Annotated in this window: 15 protein-coding genes; 10 read left to right on the plus strand and 5 right to left on the minus strand. The window is 71.6% G+C overall.

Annotation, left to right across the window (positions count from 1 at the left end):
- Nucleotides 1-10: 10 nt before the first annotated feature.
- The gene (locus OG852_RS36090) at nucleotides 11-1,003 is read left to right on the plus strand and encodes a DUF3068 domain-containing protein (RefSeq protein WP_133910182.1); all 993 of its coding nucleotides are present in this window, start codon (nucleotides 11-13) and stop codon (nucleotides 1,001-1,003) included.
- Here the strand turns inward: OG852_RS36090 and hrpB are convergent.
- Together hrpB and OG852_RS36100 are read right to left on the minus strand one after the other, a co-directional pair.
- The gene (gene hrpB, locus OG852_RS36095; RefSeq protein WP_330351555.1) at nucleotides 993-3,533 is read right to left on the minus strand and encodes an ATP-dependent helicase HrpB; all 2,541 of its coding nucleotides are present in this window, start codon (nucleotides 3,531-3,533) and stop codon (nucleotides 993-995) included. The genes OG852_RS36090 and hrpB overlap by 11 nt on opposite strands.
- Before the next feature lie 43 nt (nucleotides 3,534-3,576).
- A complete protein-coding gene (locus OG852_RS36100) occupies nucleotides 3,577-4,461 on the minus strand; it encodes a class I SAM-dependent methyltransferase (RefSeq protein ID WP_208117044.1) in 885 nt (294 codons plus the stop codon).
- 330 nt (nucleotides 4,462-4,791) lie between these two features.
- On the opposite strand from OG852_RS36100, the gene rpsA reads away from it, so the two are divergent.
- From rpsA to OG852_RS36120, 4 genes are all read left to right on the plus strand, one after another.
- A complete protein-coding gene (gene rpsA, locus OG852_RS36105; protein WP_133910183.1) occupies nucleotides 4,792-6,282 on the plus strand; it encodes a 30S ribosomal protein S1 in 1,491 nt (496 codons plus the stop codon).
- Between the two features lie 216 nt (nucleotides 6,283-6,498).
- Nucleotides 6,499-7,437 carry a PAC2 family protein gene (locus OG852_RS36110; RefSeq protein ID WP_133910184.1) on the plus strand — a complete coding sequence of 313 codons (939 nt, stop codon included), beginning with the start codon at nucleotides 6,499-6,501 and terminating at the stop codon, nucleotides 7,435-7,437.
- Nucleotides 7,438-7,516: 79 nt separating this feature from the next.
- Nucleotides 7,517-8,170, plus strand: coding sequence for a dephospho-CoA kinase (gene coaE / locus OG852_RS36115; protein WP_330350121.1), 654 nt, complete (start codon nucleotides 7,517-7,519; stop codon nucleotides 8,168-8,170).
- A gap of 50 nt (nucleotides 8,171-8,220) precedes the next feature.
- Entirely contained in the window at nucleotides 8,221-8,601 is a 381-nt protein-coding gene (locus OG852_RS36120; RefSeq protein ID WP_133910186.1) for a tetratricopeptide repeat protein, read from the plus strand.
- A 24-nt stretch (nucleotides 8,602-8,625) separates the two neighbouring features.
- On the opposite strand, the gene OG852_RS36125 is transcribed toward OG852_RS36120, so the two are convergent.
- Complete coding sequence (locus OG852_RS36125; RefSeq protein WP_208117045.1) at nucleotides 8,626-8,889, minus strand: DUF6343 family protein; 264 nt, start codon at nucleotides 8,887-8,889, stop codon at nucleotides 8,626-8,628.
- A 119-nt stretch (nucleotides 8,890-9,008) separates the two neighbouring features.
- On the opposite strand from OG852_RS36125, the gene OG852_RS36130 reads away from it, so the two are divergent.
- Genes OG852_RS36130 through pip form a run of 4 tightly spaced genes read left to right on the plus strand, consistent with a single transcriptional unit; the run spans nucleotide 9,009 to nucleotide 11,874 of the window.
- Complete coding sequence (locus OG852_RS36130) at nucleotides 9,009-9,692, plus strand: class I SAM-dependent methyltransferase (protein WP_330350122.1); 684 nt, start codon at nucleotides 9,009-9,011, stop codon at nucleotides 9,690-9,692.
- 50 nt (nucleotides 9,693-9,742) lie between these two features.
- The gene (locus OG852_RS36135; protein ID WP_133910189.1) at nucleotides 9,743-10,096 is read left to right on the plus strand and encodes a VOC family protein; all 354 of its coding nucleotides are present in this window, start codon (nucleotides 9,743-9,745) and stop codon (nucleotides 10,094-10,096) included.
- A gap of 33 nt (nucleotides 10,097-10,129) precedes the next feature.
- A complete protein-coding gene (locus OG852_RS36140) occupies nucleotides 10,130-10,852 on the plus strand; it encodes a uracil-DNA glycosylase (protein ID WP_330350123.1) in 723 nt (240 codons plus the stop codon).
- Nucleotides 10,853-10,905: 53 nt separating this feature from the next.
- Nucleotides 10,906-11,874 carry a prolyl aminopeptidase gene (gene pip / locus OG852_RS36145; protein WP_330350124.1) on the plus strand — a complete coding sequence of 323 codons (969 nt, stop codon included), beginning with the start codon at nucleotides 10,906-10,908 and terminating at the stop codon, nucleotides 11,872-11,874.
- 123 nt (nucleotides 11,875-11,997) lie between these two features.
- Here the strand turns inward: pip and OG852_RS36150 are convergent, their stop codons facing one another.
- Nucleotides 11,998-13,467: a LamG domain-containing protein gene (locus tag OG852_RS36150; protein ID WP_133910192.1), complete on the minus strand. Its 1,470-nt coding sequence runs from the start codon at nucleotides 13,465-13,467 to the stop codon at nucleotides 11,998-12,000.
- Nucleotides 13,468-13,505: 38 nt separating this feature from the next.
- Nucleotides 13,506-14,186: a GntR family transcriptional regulator gene (locus OG852_RS36155; protein WP_133910193.1), complete on the minus strand. Its 681-nt coding sequence runs from the start codon at nucleotides 14,184-14,186 to the stop codon at nucleotides 13,506-13,508.
- A 146-nt stretch (nucleotides 14,187-14,332) separates the two neighbouring features.
- Here OG852_RS36155 and OG852_RS36160 point away from each other — a divergent pair, with 146 nt between their 5' ends.
- Nucleotides 14,333-15,799 carry an NCS1 family nucleobase:cation symporter-1 gene (locus OG852_RS36160; RefSeq protein ID WP_133910194.1) on the plus strand — a complete coding sequence of 489 codons (1,467 nt, stop codon included), beginning with the start codon at nucleotides 14,333-14,335 and terminating at the stop codon, nucleotides 15,797-15,799.
- Nucleotides 15,800-15,826 lie beyond the last annotated feature (27 nt).

A 15,826-nucleotide genomic window follows, 5' to 3' on the forward strand; every position in this document is an offset into this window, starting at 1 on the left:
GGAGGCCGAGATGCGCCGCAAGACAAGCCTGGTCCTGCTCGCCCTCGCCGTGTTCTGCGCGGCCCTGGCCCCCCTGGTGCGCTGGTACGCCTTCCCGCGCCTGGCCAAGATCCCGGCGAACGAGTACCAGACGATGGTCCTGGAGGCGAGGAACGCCACCCTCCTCGACTACGGCACCATGACCGCCCGCACGGTCCCCAAGGTGACGATCGTGCAGACCCTCAAGGGCGATGTCGCGGCCTCCGAGAAGATAGAGAGGACGGCCGGCCGGGACGTCGTCGTCTGGGACGGCCTCTCCTACATCCAGGGCCCCGACGGCAAGATGGTCTCCAAGGTCCCCGAGCGCTACATCTTCGACGCCCACACCCAGGAGCCCGTCCACGCCACCGGCGAGATGGTCGACGGCGACCCGGTCCGCCGCGAGGGCATCGAGTTCAAGTGGCCGTTCCTGACGGAGAAGCGCGACTACCAGTACTTCGACGCCCAGACCCGCACCAGCAACCCCATCCACTACAAGGGCACCCAGGACTTCCGCGGGGTGAAGGTCTACTACTTCGAGCAGACCATCCCCTGGACCGAGGTCTCCATGCCGAAGACGATGCCCGTCGCCGGCATCACCCCCGAGACCGTCGCCAAGACCGGCACCACCCGCTGGTACACCACCGTCCGCAGGTTCTGGGTGGAACCGCTCACCGGCGCGCCCGTCTACGGCGAGGAGATCCACCGCGAGGAACTGCGCGGCGGCACCCTCCTCGGCGGCCGCGCCAAGGTCACGGCGTTCGCCGGCCATGTGAAGATGCGCGAGGACTACACCGAGCACACCGTCGCCCTGGTCAAGCACAACCGCACCCTGGTCCTGCTGATGACCTCCTACCTGCCCTGGGGCTCCCTCACCCTCGGCGTCCTGCTCCTCGCCCTCGCCCTCTTCCTGGAGGCCCGCGGCCGCCGCCCGCTCGGTCCGCCCCCGGCACGGACGACCGCCCGCGAGCCGGTCAGCGCCTGAGCCGGGCGTTGGTGTGCCGTGTCGGCTCGGCGGACGCCGGGTCCTTTGGCCAGGGGTGCTTCGGATACCGGCCGCGCAGCTCCGCCCGCACCCCCTTGTACCCGTCCTTCCAGAAGGAGGCGAGATCGGCGGTGACGGCGGCCGGCCGCCCGGCGGGCGACAGCAGATGCACCAGCAGCGGCACCCCGGCGACCCGCGGCGACTCCTGAAGCCCGAACATCTCCTGCAGCTTCACCGCGAGCACCGGCCGCTCCGGGTCCGCGTAGTCGATCCGGATCCCGGACCCGCTCGGCACGGTGATCCGCGGCGGCGCCAGCTCGTCCAGCCGCGCCGCATCCCCGGACGCCCAGGGCAGCAGCCGTCCGAGCGCCTCCCCGGCGTCGATCCGCCCCAGGTCCGCCCGCCGCCGGGCGCGGCCCAGCTCGGGTTCCAGCCATTCGTCCACGCGCGCGTGGAGCGCCTCGTCCGACACCTCCGGCCAAGGCTCACCCAGGTGCAGCCGCAGAAACGCCAGCCGCTGCCGCAGCGTCCGCGCCTCCGCGGACCACCGCAACAGCCCCGGGCCCTCCTGCCTGAGCCCTTCCAGCAGGGCGTCCCGTACGGGACCGGCGCCGGCGTCCCGCAGCGGACGCACCGTCAGCTCCACCGCCCCGAGCCGCTCGACCCGCCGCGCGACGACGTCCCCGTCCGCCCAGCGCACCTCGTCCCGCTCGTCCAGATACGCGCCGGCGGCGACCCGGGCGTGCTCCTCGTCGACCACCGCGGCCAGTTGCACCCGCGCGTGGCCCTTCCCGAGGGGCCGGTCGGCGACGGCGACGGCGAGCCAGGGCGCGGACCGCAGGGGCGAGCCGTCCCGGAGCTCGGCGCGGGTGCCGGAGACCATGAGATACGAGCCGCCGTCGGCCCTGGCGACACGCTCGGGGAAAGCGAGGGCGGCCACGAGCCCGGCGACCTGATCGTCGGGGGCACCCGCTCCGGCCTCGCGCTCGCCATTCAGCGGGGAGCCATGCGCGGGTGGGTGGGACATGTCGGCGAGAACGCCCCGCAGGCGCCGGACCTCCGCACGCCACCTTCCGGCATAGGCGTCACCCCCGCGCCGGACACCCCGCAGGGCGGCGCCCAGATCGTCCCCGTACTCCCGCGGAGCCTCCTCGCTCAACAGGGCGACGACCTCCGCGGCGCGCTCCGCCCCCACCAGCGAGGCTCCGTCCAGCAAGGCCCGCCCCAGCCTCGGGTGCAGCCCCAACCGGGCCAGCCGAACCCCCTCGGCCGTCGCCCGACCTTCGGAGTCGACCGCCCGCACAGCCGTCAGCACACGCCGCGCCGCCGCCATCGCCCCACCCGGCGGCGGATCCGGCAACGCCAGCCCCGTCGCCCCGGGATCCCCCCAGCAGGCCACCTGAAGGGCGAACGCGGTGAGGTCGGCCACCTTGATCTCCGGCGACGGGAACCGCGGCAGACGCGTGTGCTCCGCCTCCGTCCAGCACCGGTACACCACCCCCGGCGCCTCACGCCCCGCCCGCCCCGCCCGCTGCCGCGCCGCCGCCCGCGAGGCCCGTACCGTCGCGAGCGCGCTCAGTCCGCGCGCATGGTCCACCCGCGGCTCGCGCGCCAGCCCCGAGTCGACGACCACACGCACCCCGGGCACCGTCAACGAGGACTCCGCGACCGAGGTCGCCAGCACCACCCGGCGCCGCTCCCCGGGCGCGAGCACCGCGTCCTGCACGGCGGCAGGCGCCCGCCCGTGCACCTGGAGCACCTCCACCCCGTCCAGACCCCCGAGCAGCCCCGCGACCCGCGCGATCTCCCCGACACCCGGCAGGAAGCACAGCACGTCCCCGGGCCGCTCGGCCAGCGCCCGCCGCACCACCGACGCCACCTGCGCGAGCAGCGCCGGATCGACCCACGTCCCGTGCGGCGGCCGTACCGGACGGTCCGGCGGCGCCCAGACCACCTCCACGTCGTACGACGTCCCCTCGGCCACCACCACCGGCGCCCCGCCCAGCAGCCGTGACCACCCCTCGGTGTCGGTCGTCGCGGACGCGGCCACCAGCCGCAGCTCGGGCCGCAGCGTCTCCCGTACGTCCCACAGGAACGCGGCCGAGGTGTCGGCGTCCAGATGCCGCTCATGGCATTCGTCCAGCACGACGACGTCGACGCCGGTCAGCTCCTGGTCGCGCTGGAGCCGTTGCAGCAGGACGCCGGTCGTGACGACCTCCACGCGCGTGTGCCGCCCGACGACCCGCTCCCCGCGCACGGTGAACCCGACGCTCCCGCCCGTCTTCTCACCGAGCAGCCACGCCATCCGGCGGGCCGCCGCCCGCGCCGCGATCCGCCGCGGCTCGGCCACGACCACCCGCCGCGCCGGCCCCTCGCCCAGCAGCCCGGCCAGCGCCAGCGGCACCAGCGTCGTCTTGCCGGTGCCGGGCGGCGCGGCCAGGACGGCGGTGCCGGGCCCGTCCAGAGCCTCGTTCAGGGCGGGCAGGGCGGCCCGTACGGGCAGCGCGTCCAGGGCGTCGTCACGGAGCATCACGCCCCCAGTGTCGTACGCCCCACGAATGGCGTACGGCCGCTCAGTCCCGTTCGCAGACGAAGATCGCCGTGCCCGGGATCAGGTTGCCCCGCAGCGGGGACCAGCCGCCCCACTCGGAGGTGTTCCACACCGGCCACTCCGGCTCGGCCAGGTCGACCAGGCGGAAACCGGCCGTCACGATGTCGCGGACCCGGTCGCCGAGCGTGCGGTGGTGCTCGACGTAGACCGCCTGGCCCTCCTCGTCCACCTCGACGTACGGCGTCCGGTCGAAGTACGAGGCGGAGACGGTCAGGCCCTCCGGGCCCGGTTCGTCCGGGAACGCCCACCGGATCGGATGGGTCACCGAGAAGACGAACCGCCCGCCCGGCCGCAGCACCCGGCGGACCTCCTTCAGGACCAGCACCGGGTCGGCGACGAAGGGCAGCGCCCCGTACGCCGAGCAGGCCAGGTCGAAGGAACCGTCCGCGAAGGGCAGCGCGCCCGCGTCCGCGCACACCAGCGGGATCGCCCCGCCGATCCGCAGCGCGTGCTGGAGCTGGCGGTGCGAGAGGTCCAGGGCGACCGGACGCGCGCCCTGGGCGGCCAGCCAGCGCGAGCACTGGGCCGCGCCGGCGCCGATCTCCAGGACGTGCCTGCCCTTGAGGTCCTCCGGCGGGCCGAGCAGCTCGGCCTCCACCTCGTCGAGGCCCTCGGGGCCCCACACGAAGCGGTCGTCGCCCAGGAACGTGCCGTGCTCGATCTGGTACTCGTCCGCGTTGCGGTCCCACCAGCCCCGGTTGGCCCGGGAGCTCTCCGTGACGTCGGCGTCGCGCCGGGTGGCCTCGGGCTCGAAGGCCGGCTCGGACAGGGGCGCGGACGATGCGGGCTCTTGGATGATCGGCTCCCTCGTCGTACTCTTCCGTGCAACCCGCCCGCCGGTGGTCACACACGTGTCACCGGAGGGGCTTCCTGCGGCCTGCGTGGCCTCAGGAGAAAGGTTGTGTGCCGGGTATGCGGTGATCTGCCCCGGGTGTGCGCCTTCGCGCATTGACCCTGCCCGGCTGCCCCCGTATGCTACAAGTTGCGCTGCGGGCCTGCGCACCTCAGACGGAGCAGGCTGCGCTCGCATCTGTTGTATGTCCCCTCGGTTGTCGAGGCGCGTCACCGGTTCGATCGGTGAGGCGCTTCCTAAGCTGTCCGGCTTCATCAGAGCGATACGGGCTCCCGGCGTAGCAGTACCTACGACTTTCTGTCCGTAACCGGAGCCCTTTCCCACATGACGAGCAGCACCGAGACCACCGCCACCACCCCGCAGGTTGCGGTCAACGACATCGGTAACGAGGAAGCCTTCCTCGCCGCGATCGACGAGACGATCAAGTACTTCAACGACGGCGACATCGTCGACGGCGTCATCGTGAAGGTCGACCGGGACGAGGTCCTGCTCGACATCGGTTACAAGACCGAAGGTGTCATCCCGAGCCGCGAGCTCTCGATCAAGCACGACGTCGACCCCAACGAGGTCGTCGCCGTCGGCGACGAGATCGAGGCCCTCGTCCTCCAGAAGGAGGACAAGGAAGGCCGCCTGATCCTCTCGAAGAAGCGCGCCCAGTACGAGCGTGCCTGGGGCACCATCGAGAAGATCAAGGAAGAGGACGGCATCGTCACCGGTACCGTCATCGAGGTCGTCAAGGGTGGTCTCATCCTCGACATCGGCCTCCGCGGCTTCCTCCCGGCCTCCCTGGTCGAGATGCGCCGTGTCCGCGACCTCCAGCCCTACGTGGGCAAGGAGCTCGAGGCGAAGATCATCGAGCTGGACAAGAACCGCAACAACGTGGTCCTGTCCCGCCGCGCCTGGCTGGAGCAGACCCAGTCCGAGGTCCGCCAGACGTTCCTCACGACCCTCCAGAAGGGTCAGGTCCGCTCCGGTGTGGTCTCCTCGATCGTCAACTTCGGTGCCTTCGTGGACCTGGGTGGCGTCGACGGTCTGGTCCACGTCTCCGAGCTGTCCTGGAAGCACATCGACCACCCCTCCGAGGTCGTCGAGGTCGGCCAGGAGGTCACGGTCGAGGTCCTCGACGTCGACATGGACCGCGAGCGCGTCTCCCTGTCGCTGAAGGCGACCCAGGAAGACCCGTGGCAGCAGTTCGCCCGCACCCACCAGATCGGCCAGGTCGTGCCCGGCAAGGTCACGAAGCTGGTTCCGTTCGGTGCGTTCGTCCGCGTGGACGAGGGCATCGAGGGTCTGGTCCACATCTCCGAGCTGGCCGAGCGCCACGTGGAGATCCCGGAGCAGGTCGTCCAGGTCAACGACGAGATCTTCGTCAAGGTCATCGACATCGACCTCGAGCGTCGTCGCATCAGCCTCTCGCTGAAGCAGGCCAACGAGTCCTTCGGTGCCGACCCGGCGTCGGTCGAGTTCGACCCGACCCTGTACGGCATGGCCGCGTCCTACGACGACCAGGGCAACTACATCTACCCCGAGGGCTTCGACCCCGAGACCAACGACTGGCTCGAGGGCTACGAGACCCAGCGGGAGACGTGGGAGCAGCAGTACGCCGAGGCGCAGACCCGCTTCGAGCAGCACCAGAAGCAGGTCATCAAGTCCCGCGAGGCCGACGAGGCCGCCGCGGCCGAGGGCGGCGAGGCTGCGGCTCCGGCCGCGACCGGTGGCTCGTACTCCTCCGAGGGCGCGGACACCTCCGGTGCCCTGGCCTCGGACGAGGCGCTGGCCGCCCTGCGCGAGAAGCTGGCGGGCGGGCAGAGCTGAACGCCCACTGAGCAGTAGCTCCTGACTGAGGGGCCGTACCTTTCGAGGTACGGCCCCTCGGCTTTTCGGCTTTCCGCCGGTGGGGCGCCTTCTCGCGCAGTTCCCCGCACCCCCGGGGGTTATCGGCGTCCCCCGCTGAGCAAGCACCCACAGGGCGGGAATGCCCGCGCCTGTACGCGCGTTGACATGGGGGGAACACAAGGAGGAGCGGTCCAGGTGCTTGATCCGCAGGGTTTGTACGCATGGGAGCCGAAGGGGCTGGCCGTCGTCGACATGGCGCTCGCCCAGGAGTCGGCCGGACTTGTCATGCTCTACCACTTCGACGGATACATCGACGCGGGCGAGACCGGCGAGCAGATCGTCGACCGGCTCCTCGACTCGCTGCCCCACCAGCTCGTCGCCCGCTTCGACCACGACCGGCTGGTCGACTACCGCGCGCGCCGGCCGCTGCTCACCTTCAAGCGCGACCGCTGGACGGAGTACGAGGAGCCCGCCATCGAGGTGCGGCTCGTCCAGGACACCACCGGAGCGCCCTTCCTGCTGCTGTCCGGACCCGAGCCGGACGTCGAGTGGGAGCGCTTCGCCGCGGCCGTGCGGCAGATCGTGGAGCGGCTCGGGGTGCGTCTGTCGGTGAACTTCCACGGCATCCCCATGGGCGTCCCGCACACCCGCCCCGTCGGCCTCACCCCGCACGGCAACCGCACCGACCTGGTCCCGGGCCATCGCAGCCCCTTCGACGAGGCCCAGGTCCCCGGCAGCGCCGAGGCGCTCGTCGAGTACCGCCTGATGGAGTCGGGCCACGACGTCCTGGGTGTGGCCGCGCACGTCCCGCACTACATCGCCCGCTCCGCCTACCCGGACGCGGCGCTGACCGTCCTCGAGGCGATCACCGCGGCGACCGGTCTGGTGCTGCCCGGCATCGCCCACAGCCTGCGCACCGACGCCCACCGCACCCAGACGGAGATCGACCGGCAGATCCGCGAAGGCGACGAGGAGCTCACCTCCCTCGTCCAGGGCCTGGAGCACCAGTACGACGCCGCCGCCGGCGCGGAGACCCGGGGCAACATGCTCGCCGAGCCCACGGACATCCCGTCGGCGGACGAGATCGGCCGCGAGTTCGAACGTTTCCTGGCGGAACGCGAAGGCGACAACTGAGCCACGGCCCGGCCGCGCGGGAGCGGGGACGCGGGGCCTGCCGGGCCGACGGCCGACGGCAGGCCCTAAGCTTCGCCCCATGCTGAAGGTGGGCCTGACCGGCGGGATCGGTGCCGGCAAGAGTGAGGTGTCGCGGCTCCTCGTGGAGCGCGGCGCCGTCCTGATCGACGCGGACCGCATCGCACGCGAGGTCGTCGCGCCGGGCACGCCGGGACTCGCGGCGGTCGTCGACGCCTTCGGCGAGGAGGTGCTGACCGCGGACGGCGCCCTCGACCGGCCCCGGCTGGGCTCGATCGTCTTCGCCGACCCCGAGAAGCTGGCCGCCCTCAACGCGATCGTGCACCCCCTGGTCGGCGCCCGCTCCCGCGAACTGGAGAGCGCCGCCCCCGAGGACGCCGTCGTCGTCCACGACGTGCCGCTCCTCACCGAGAACGGCCTCGCCCCGCTCTACGACCTCGTGATCGTCGTCGACGCCGCCCCCGAGACACAGCTCGACCGGCTGGTCCGGCTGCGCGGCATGACCGAGCAGGACGCCCGGGCCCGGATGGCCGCCCAGGCGACCCGCGAGCAGCGCCGGGCGATCGCCGACGTCCTCATCGACAACGACGTACCCCTGGCGGAGCTGGAGCGGCGCGTGAAGGACGTGTGGGCCGAGCTGACACGCCGGGCGCGGCGGTCCACGCACGAGGCGCGCTCGCAAGAGGGGGGCTCGCACGAGGCGCGCTCGGAATAGGGGCCCGTGCTCCGCGCGTTGAACCCTCCCAGCAAGGGAAGGATTTTTCCGTGCCCGAAACCAGCGGTTCGACCGGACGTACTCCGGAGACGCATGTCATCGACTTCCGTGCCGCGGAGCAACTGCTCGCCGCACGGGACCCGCGGGGTGCGGTGAAACTTCTCGACCGTGTCATAGCCGCACACCCCGAGAACACCGCCGCTCGCCTGCTGCGCGCCCGCGCGTTCTTCGCCGCCGCGCAACTCAGGCCCGCCGAGCTGGAGTTCACCGTCGTGCTGGAGCGGGAGCCGGACAACGCCTACGCGCACTTCGCGCTCGCCCGCACCTATGAGCGGCAGGGCCGCTCCGACCAGGCCAAACGCCACTTCCGCCTGGCGGCGGCGCTGGACCCCAAACCGCAGTACCTCGAGGCGGCCCGCTTCGAGACCTGACCGCCCCGGCGCCCATGGAGGCGCTCAGGGACGAGGGTCCGGCGGCCGGTACGGCGGGATGTCGCGCCCGGGCTGGTAGTGCGGGCCCTGTCGCAGGTGCCTCAGGACCATCGCCAGGTCGACGGTGACCACCACCCAGAGCACCCCGCAGGCGGCCGCCCACCCGGGACGCCCCGCGAGGGCGAACGCGGCCGTCCCGAAGACCGCCCACAGCAGCCCCCACACGCTCAGCCAGGCACGCATCCGCAGTGCACTGCGCGCGGTCGTCGGCTCACTGCCCGTACGCATCGGGATCACCACTCCTCCCTTGAAACGTACTCTTCCACCCGTCCGCTCGAAAGGGTGAACCTGTGCGAGAGGGGAACGGCTGACCGGAAGCGGGCCGTTGGACGGGCATGCGACTCGAAATGCGACAGGGATACGCGGGCACGGGCCCCGGAGCGATCACCCCGGACGGCTGTGCGGTCGAGCTCTACTCACGCCTGCCGGTGAGGGACGAACCGGACATCATCCGCGCGGCGGTGCCCGCCGGCGCGCACATCCTCGAACTCGGCAGCGGAGTGGGACGCGTGACCCACGCCCTGCTGGAACACGGCTTCACGGTCACCGCGGTGGACGAGTCCGCCGAGATGCTGGAGCGCGTCCGAGGGGCGCGCACCTTATGCGCCCCGATAGAGACCCTCGACCTGGGCGAGACCTTCGACGTGGTCATGCTCGCCTCGTTCCTCGTGCACAGCGGGGACATCGAGGTCCGCCGGGGCATGCTGCGCGCCTGCGCGCGGCACGTGGCCGACGGGGGGTGCGTACTGATCCAGCGCGAGGGCGCCGACTACCACTCCGGCCTCCCGCGCGAACGGGTCGACCCGAGCGGCTTCACCCTGCGGATGGTGTCCTCTGAGCCGATCGGGGACGGCGTCCACTCGGTCCGCGCGGAGTACGTGTTCCCGGACGCGACCTGGACGCAGACCTTCCTGGCCAGACCCCTCACCAAGGCCCGGTTCGAGGAGGCGCTGGCCGAGGCGGGTCTCAGGGTGGACCGGTATCTGACGCAGGACGGGATCTGGGTGCGGGCGGTGCGGGCGCGGGAGTGACGAGGGCGCGGTGCGGGCGCGCCGGTCGCCGTCCTGGCAAGATACCGGGCATGGAACGTGTGCTGGGGATCGGTGGGTACTTCATCAGGGCAGCCGACCCCGCGGCCCTGTCCGCCTGGTACCGGGAGTGTCTGGGCCTGGACGTCGACGAGCACGGCCTGTGGCGTCAGGAGGCCGGGGCGACGGTGTTCGCGACGTTCGAGTCAGGGACCGACTACTTCGGCTCCCGCACCCAGCAGACCATGCTCAACTTCCGGGTCCGCGACCTGGACGCGATGCTCGCGCAGTTGCGCGCCCGGGGAGCGGACGTGGCCGAGGAGACCCAGGACATGGAGGGCGTCGGCCGCTTCGGCTGGGTCACCGATCCCGAGGGCCGTCGGATCGAGCTGTGGCAGCCCGCCTGACCACCGCCCGGCCACCGGCCGTACGGTGGAGACATGGTCGCCCCACAGGGTCTCGGCGGGCTCGACCGGCGGGTCGCGGGCTGCCGGGCGTGCCCCCGGCTGGTGGCGTGGCGTGAGGAGGTGGCCCGTACCAGGCGGGCGGCCTTCGCCGACTGGACGTACTGGGGCCGCCCGGTCCCCGGCTTCGGCCCGTCGGACGCCCGGCTGCTGATCGTGGGGCTCGCCCCTGCGGCGCACGGCGGCAACCGCACCGGCCGTATGTTCACCGGGGACCGCTCCGGGGACGTGCTGTACCGGGCGCTGTACGAGGTGGGGCTCGCCTCGCAGCCCACCTCCGTCTCCGCCGACGACGGGCTCCAGCTGTACGGGGTCCGGGTGACGGCGCCGGTGCACTGCGCACCGCCCGCCAACAAGCCCACCCCCAAGGAGCGGGACACCTGCCGCTCCTGGCTCGTGCAGGAACTGCGGCTGCTGCGGCCCTCGCTGCGCGCGGCCGTCGTCCTCGGCGCGTTCGGCTGGCAGGCCGCACTGCCCGCGTTCGCCGCGGCGGGGTGGACGGTGCCCCGGCCTCGGCCGGTCTTCGGGCACGGGTCTCATGTGTCGTTGGCCGGGGCGGAAACGGACGGTGAGGCGCTGGAGCTGTTCGGCTGCTTCCACGTCAGCCAGCGCAACACCTTCACCGGTCGGCTCACCCCCGACATGCTGAGCGCCGTCCTGCGGACGGCGGCCGACGCGGCGGGGCTGCCGGACCGGTGACGGCGGCGGCAATGGGCGCGACGTGGGCGGCAGTTGACGCCTAGGGTGCCCGGATGAGCCTGTATTCGGAGATCGAACCGTACGAGAACGGCCTGCTCGATGTGGGGGACGGGAACCGCGTGTACTGGGAGACCTGCGGGAATCCGCGGGGCAAGCCGGCACTGGTGCTGCACGGGGGCCCGGGATCGGGGGCGAGCGCGTGGGCGCGGCAGCTGTTCGACCCGCGGGCGTACCGGATCGTGCTGCTCGACCAGCGGGGCTGCGGGCGCTCCACACCGCACGCGAGCGTGTACGACACCGATATGAGCGTCAACACGACGGCTCACCTCATGGCCGACCTGGAGCTGCTGCGGGAGCGGCTGGGGATCGAGCGGTGGCTGGTGTGGGGTGTGTCATGGGGGTCGGTGCTGGCGTTGCGGTATGCGCAGACGCATCCCGGGGTGGTCAGCGAGCTGGTGCTGACCGGGGTGGCCACCGGGTCGGACGCGGAGGTGGAGCTGCTGACGAGGGGGATCGGGAAGTTCTTCCCGGAGGCCTTCGCACGGTTCCTGGAAGGGCTGCCGGAGGGGGCGGCGCGGGAGGGGAGTCTGCCGGCCGCGTACAACCGGCTGCTGGAGTCGCCCGATCCGCAGGTGCGGGAGCGGGCGGCGCGGGCGTGGACCGACTGGGAGACGGCGATCATCCCGGCGCCGCCGCGCTCGGTGGAGCGGTACGAGGATCCGGTGTTCCGCAGCGGGTTCGCCCGTACCGTCACCCACTACTGGGCCAATGGTCACTTCCTGGGCGAGGAGGGGGAGGAGGGAGGTGTGGTCCTGCGCGACGCGCATCTCCTCAAGGGCATCCCCGGCACCCTCGTCCAGGGCAGCCTCGACCTCGGCAACCTGGTCGGCGTCGTCTGGCGGCTCCACCACGCCTGGCCCGGAAGCGAGTTGGTTATCGTGGACCAGGCCGGACACAACGCGAGCGCTCCGGGCATCACGGAGGCGCTGGTGGCGGCGACGGACGGATACGCCCGCCGCTGACCCGCCCCGGGGGAGGGGAGGGGGCGTCGGCGACCGGCCGCCGCCCCGCCCGGATCACACTGTCCGGGCTCCCCGGATCACACTGTCCGGGCTCCCCGGATCACACCGTCCGGGCTCCCCGGATCACACGATCCGGGCCGCCGACACCGGCCGGTCCGACACCGGCCAGGTGTTCGTCGACTTGGACGAGTTGACGCTCCAGCGGTAGCGGGAGAACTCGCCGGTGGTGTCGGAGGCGTAGAACATCATGTGACCGATGCCGACGCCCTGGAAGTTCTCGCCTTCGACCGTGCTCACCATGCGGGTGTCCGGGTACTTGGGGTAGTTGGTCAGGCCGTACACGCCGTGCGGCTCGGCGGTGCAGTCGACGACCTCGACGGCGTACTGCGTCTCGCCGCTGAAGTCCGCCACCCCGCTGAAGACGCCCTTGACCTCGCGGACCATGACGATGTGCCCGGTGTTGTTCTCCACCGTGCCCTGGTAGTCGACGGCGATCAGGTCTCCCGGCAGCAGGTCGGCGACCTTGCGGATGCGCTGGAAGCGGGGGCCGCCCGTGCCGTCGGTGAAGGCCTTGCGGTAGTCGGCGGCCTCCGGGACGCGGTCCTGGAAGTACTGGCGGAAGTAGTCGTCCGTGGCCCATCCGTAGGTGTGCCGCAGTACCCAGGTGAGGAACGACGAGCAGCGCGCGTGGGCGATCCAGCTCGCCGGGTCGTCGGGGGTGCCCCAGGTGACGGTCGAGGGGGAGCCGATCAGGTAGACGTTGTTGGCGCGGGCCGTCCGCCCGCTGATCAGGGAGACCTCGTCGGCGGTGAGGGCGCGGCCGTAGGCGCGGACGTCGTCGACGGAGCCCTTGAAGCGGTTCACGTACGCCCCGTCCCAGCGGGCCCGGCCGATGCTGAAGCCCTGGCCGGCGGCCCAGGACAGGGCCGCGTCGGCGCTGCCTTCGAGGGTGCCGTCGACGTAGAGGTGGACGCGGGTGCCGTCCCAGACGCCGGTCAGATGGGTCCAGCGGCCGAGGACCGGGGTCGTGGTGGCGAGGGCGGAGATCTTGACGCTCTGGTCCTCGGCGCGGACCTTGAAGGCCCAGGTGGCGGCCGCGTCGTCGTACTGGAGCAGGAAGCGGCTGCAGCGGGTGCCGTCCTGGCTGACGGCGGTGTACATGTTCCCGCGGTCGGCGTCGGGGGCGAGGCGTACCCAGGCCGAGACGGTGAAGGGGGCGGTGGTGTCCAGGACGGAGGTGGTGGCGGCGTACGCCCCGGAGGTGCCGTCGAGGCCGAGTTCGCCGCCGGCCCGCAGGGCCGACCAGGTCGCGCCGGTGCCGAGCGTGAGGGGCCGGTCGCGGCCGGAGCGGTCGGCGCCCGAGCCGTCCAGCGGCCAGTGTCCGGTGAGTCCGGCGGGCAGATGCCCGGCCGCCAGCAACCGCTGGTACTGCACCATCCGCTCGGCTTCGAGCAGGTGCGGGGCGGCGACCGGGGTGAACGGGGTGTCGAGCGGGGCGTCGGCGGTGGCGCTTCCCGCGCCACCGATCACCCCGGTCATCGCGCCCGCCCCCACGAGTGCGGCTCCGCTCAACAGCCCGCGTCTGCTGACCATGTTCCTCTTCTCCTCCCGTTGGGTGTCCGGAGGAGAGTTTATTGATCGTGCTCGGTCGGTTGTTCGAGGTCGCCGAAGAGGTGCCGCACGGTGGAGCGGTAGTTGGCCTGGACGTGGCGCAGGGCGTGGGCGCGGGCCCGGTCGGGGTCGCCGGAGGCGAGGGCGTCGTACAGTTCGCGGTGTTCGGCGAGGAGCCGGGGCCACTCCTCGTTCTGCCTGGTGAGCCAGCGCATCCGGCCGTCGACGGGTTCCATGACCGAGATCAGCAGGCTGTTGCCCGCCATGGCGAGGATGGCGTCGTGGAAGCGGGTGTTGATGTCGGTGATCGTCTCGGCGTCCCCGGCGGCGGTGGCCGTGGCCGCCTGGTCGAGGAGCCCGCGCAGTTCGGCCAGCACCTCCTCGGTGGCCCGGGAGGCGGCCAGTCCGGCCGCGTACACCTCCAACGCCTCACGCAGCTCGAAGAGTTCCTTGACGTCGTCGGGGGTGAGGCGGCGTACGACGGTGCGGCGCGCCGACTCGAAGAGGACGAAGCCCTCGGCGACCAGGGAGCGGATGGCCTCGCGGACCGGTACCCGTGAGACGCCGAACCGCTCGGCCAGCTCCCGCTCGACGAGCCGGTCGCCGGGACGCAGACGGCCCGCGATGATGTCCTGCCGCAGGGTGGCCAGGACGCGTTCGCGCACCGCTCCGAGGGGTTCGATCTTCGTCGTGGGGCTCATGGGGCCATCTTCGCCGACCCGGGGGTGCTTTTACCGAGCCGTAACGGGACGGACATCGGTCAGAACGCTTGACGGGAGGAGCATGACCGCAGTTTGGTATACCAAACGCGGATTCCAGAGCAGGACATCCACTTCATGGAGGCCCCGTGTCCCTTGCCGACAGCGCCGAAGCCACCGGCGCGCCAGCATTCGTTCCCGACCCCCGGCTCACCAACGAAGACCTCGCCCCCGCCGAGAAGCGCAACTGGAAGGTCTTCGACCTCTTCGCCATGTGGATGTCAGACGTCCACAACCTCGGCAACTACACGTTCGCGGCCGGTCTGCTGGTCCTCGGCATGAACGTCTGGCAGATCTTCACCTCCCTCCTCGTCGGCTTCGTGCTCATCTACATCGGTATGAACTGGATGGGCAGGATCGGTCAGCGTCACGGCGTGCCCTTCCCGGTCGTCAGCCGGATCAGCTTCGGCGTCTGGGGCGCCAACGTCCCCGCCCTGATCCGGGCCGTGATCGCCATCATGTGGTACGGCATCCAGACCTACCTGGCCTCCGTCGCCGTCAACGTGATGCTGCTGGCGGCCTGGCCCGGCCTGGAGTCCTGGACGCACAGCTCCTTCCTCGGCCTCGACGCCCTCGGCTGGGTCTCCTTCCTCTCCCTCTGGCTGATCCAGGCGCTGATCATCAGCCAGGGCATGGAGTCCGTGCGCAAGTTCCAGGACTTCTGCGGTCCCGCGATCTGGCTGGTGATGATCGCGCTGGCGGTCTGGGTGCTGGCCAAGGCCGACTGGACCATCTCGCTCACCACCACCCCGCACCCGGTCTCCGTCGGTGAGCAGTGGCGGCAGTGGTTCGGCGCGATCGGACTGATCCTCGCCACCTACGGCACGCTGATGCTCAACTTCTGCGACTTCTCCCGCTTCGCGCCCGACTACAAGACCGTACGACGCGGCAACTTCTGGGGCCTGCCCATCAACTCGACCGCCTTCGTGGTCGTGTCGGTCATCGTGACGGCCGGCTCGCTGGAGGTGTTCGGCGAGGCCATCACCGACCCCGCGGAACTGGTCGCCAGGGTCGGCAACACCTGGGTGATGGTGCTGGGCGCGCTGACCTTCGCCATCGCCACCATGGGCGTCAACATCGTCGCCAACTTCGTCTCCCCGGCGTACGACCTCGCCAACGTCTGGCCGCAGAAGATCACCTTCAAGGTCGGCGGCATGATCAGCACCGTCGCCGCGCTGGTCGTCACCCCCTGGAACCTCTTCTCCAACCCCACCGTCGTCAACTACTTCCTCGGCGGTCTCGGCGCCTTCCTCGGCCCGCTGTTCGGCGTGATCATGGTCGACTACTACCTGGTCAAGCGCGGCCGCGTCGACGTGAACGAACTGTTCGACGCCACCCCCGGCTCCCGCTACTACTACCGCAAGGGCGTCAACCCCAAGGCGCTGTGGGCGTTCCTGCCCTCCGCCGGGGTCGCCGCGGTGCTCGCGCTGGTGAAGACCTTCAGCGACGTCGCCCCCTACTCGTGGTTCATCGGTACGGCCCTCGCGGCCGGCCTCTACGTCCTGCTGACCCGCACCGAGCGGGCGGCCGTCCCCGAACAGCCCGCGGAGGTCTGAGAAGCGTGCGGAACGTACGGATCGTCG

It is taken from the genome of Streptomyces sp. NBC_00582 (assembly GCF_036345155.1).
Classification (GTDB): domain Bacteria; phylum Actinomycetota; class Actinomycetes; order Streptomycetales; family Streptomycetaceae; genus Streptomyces.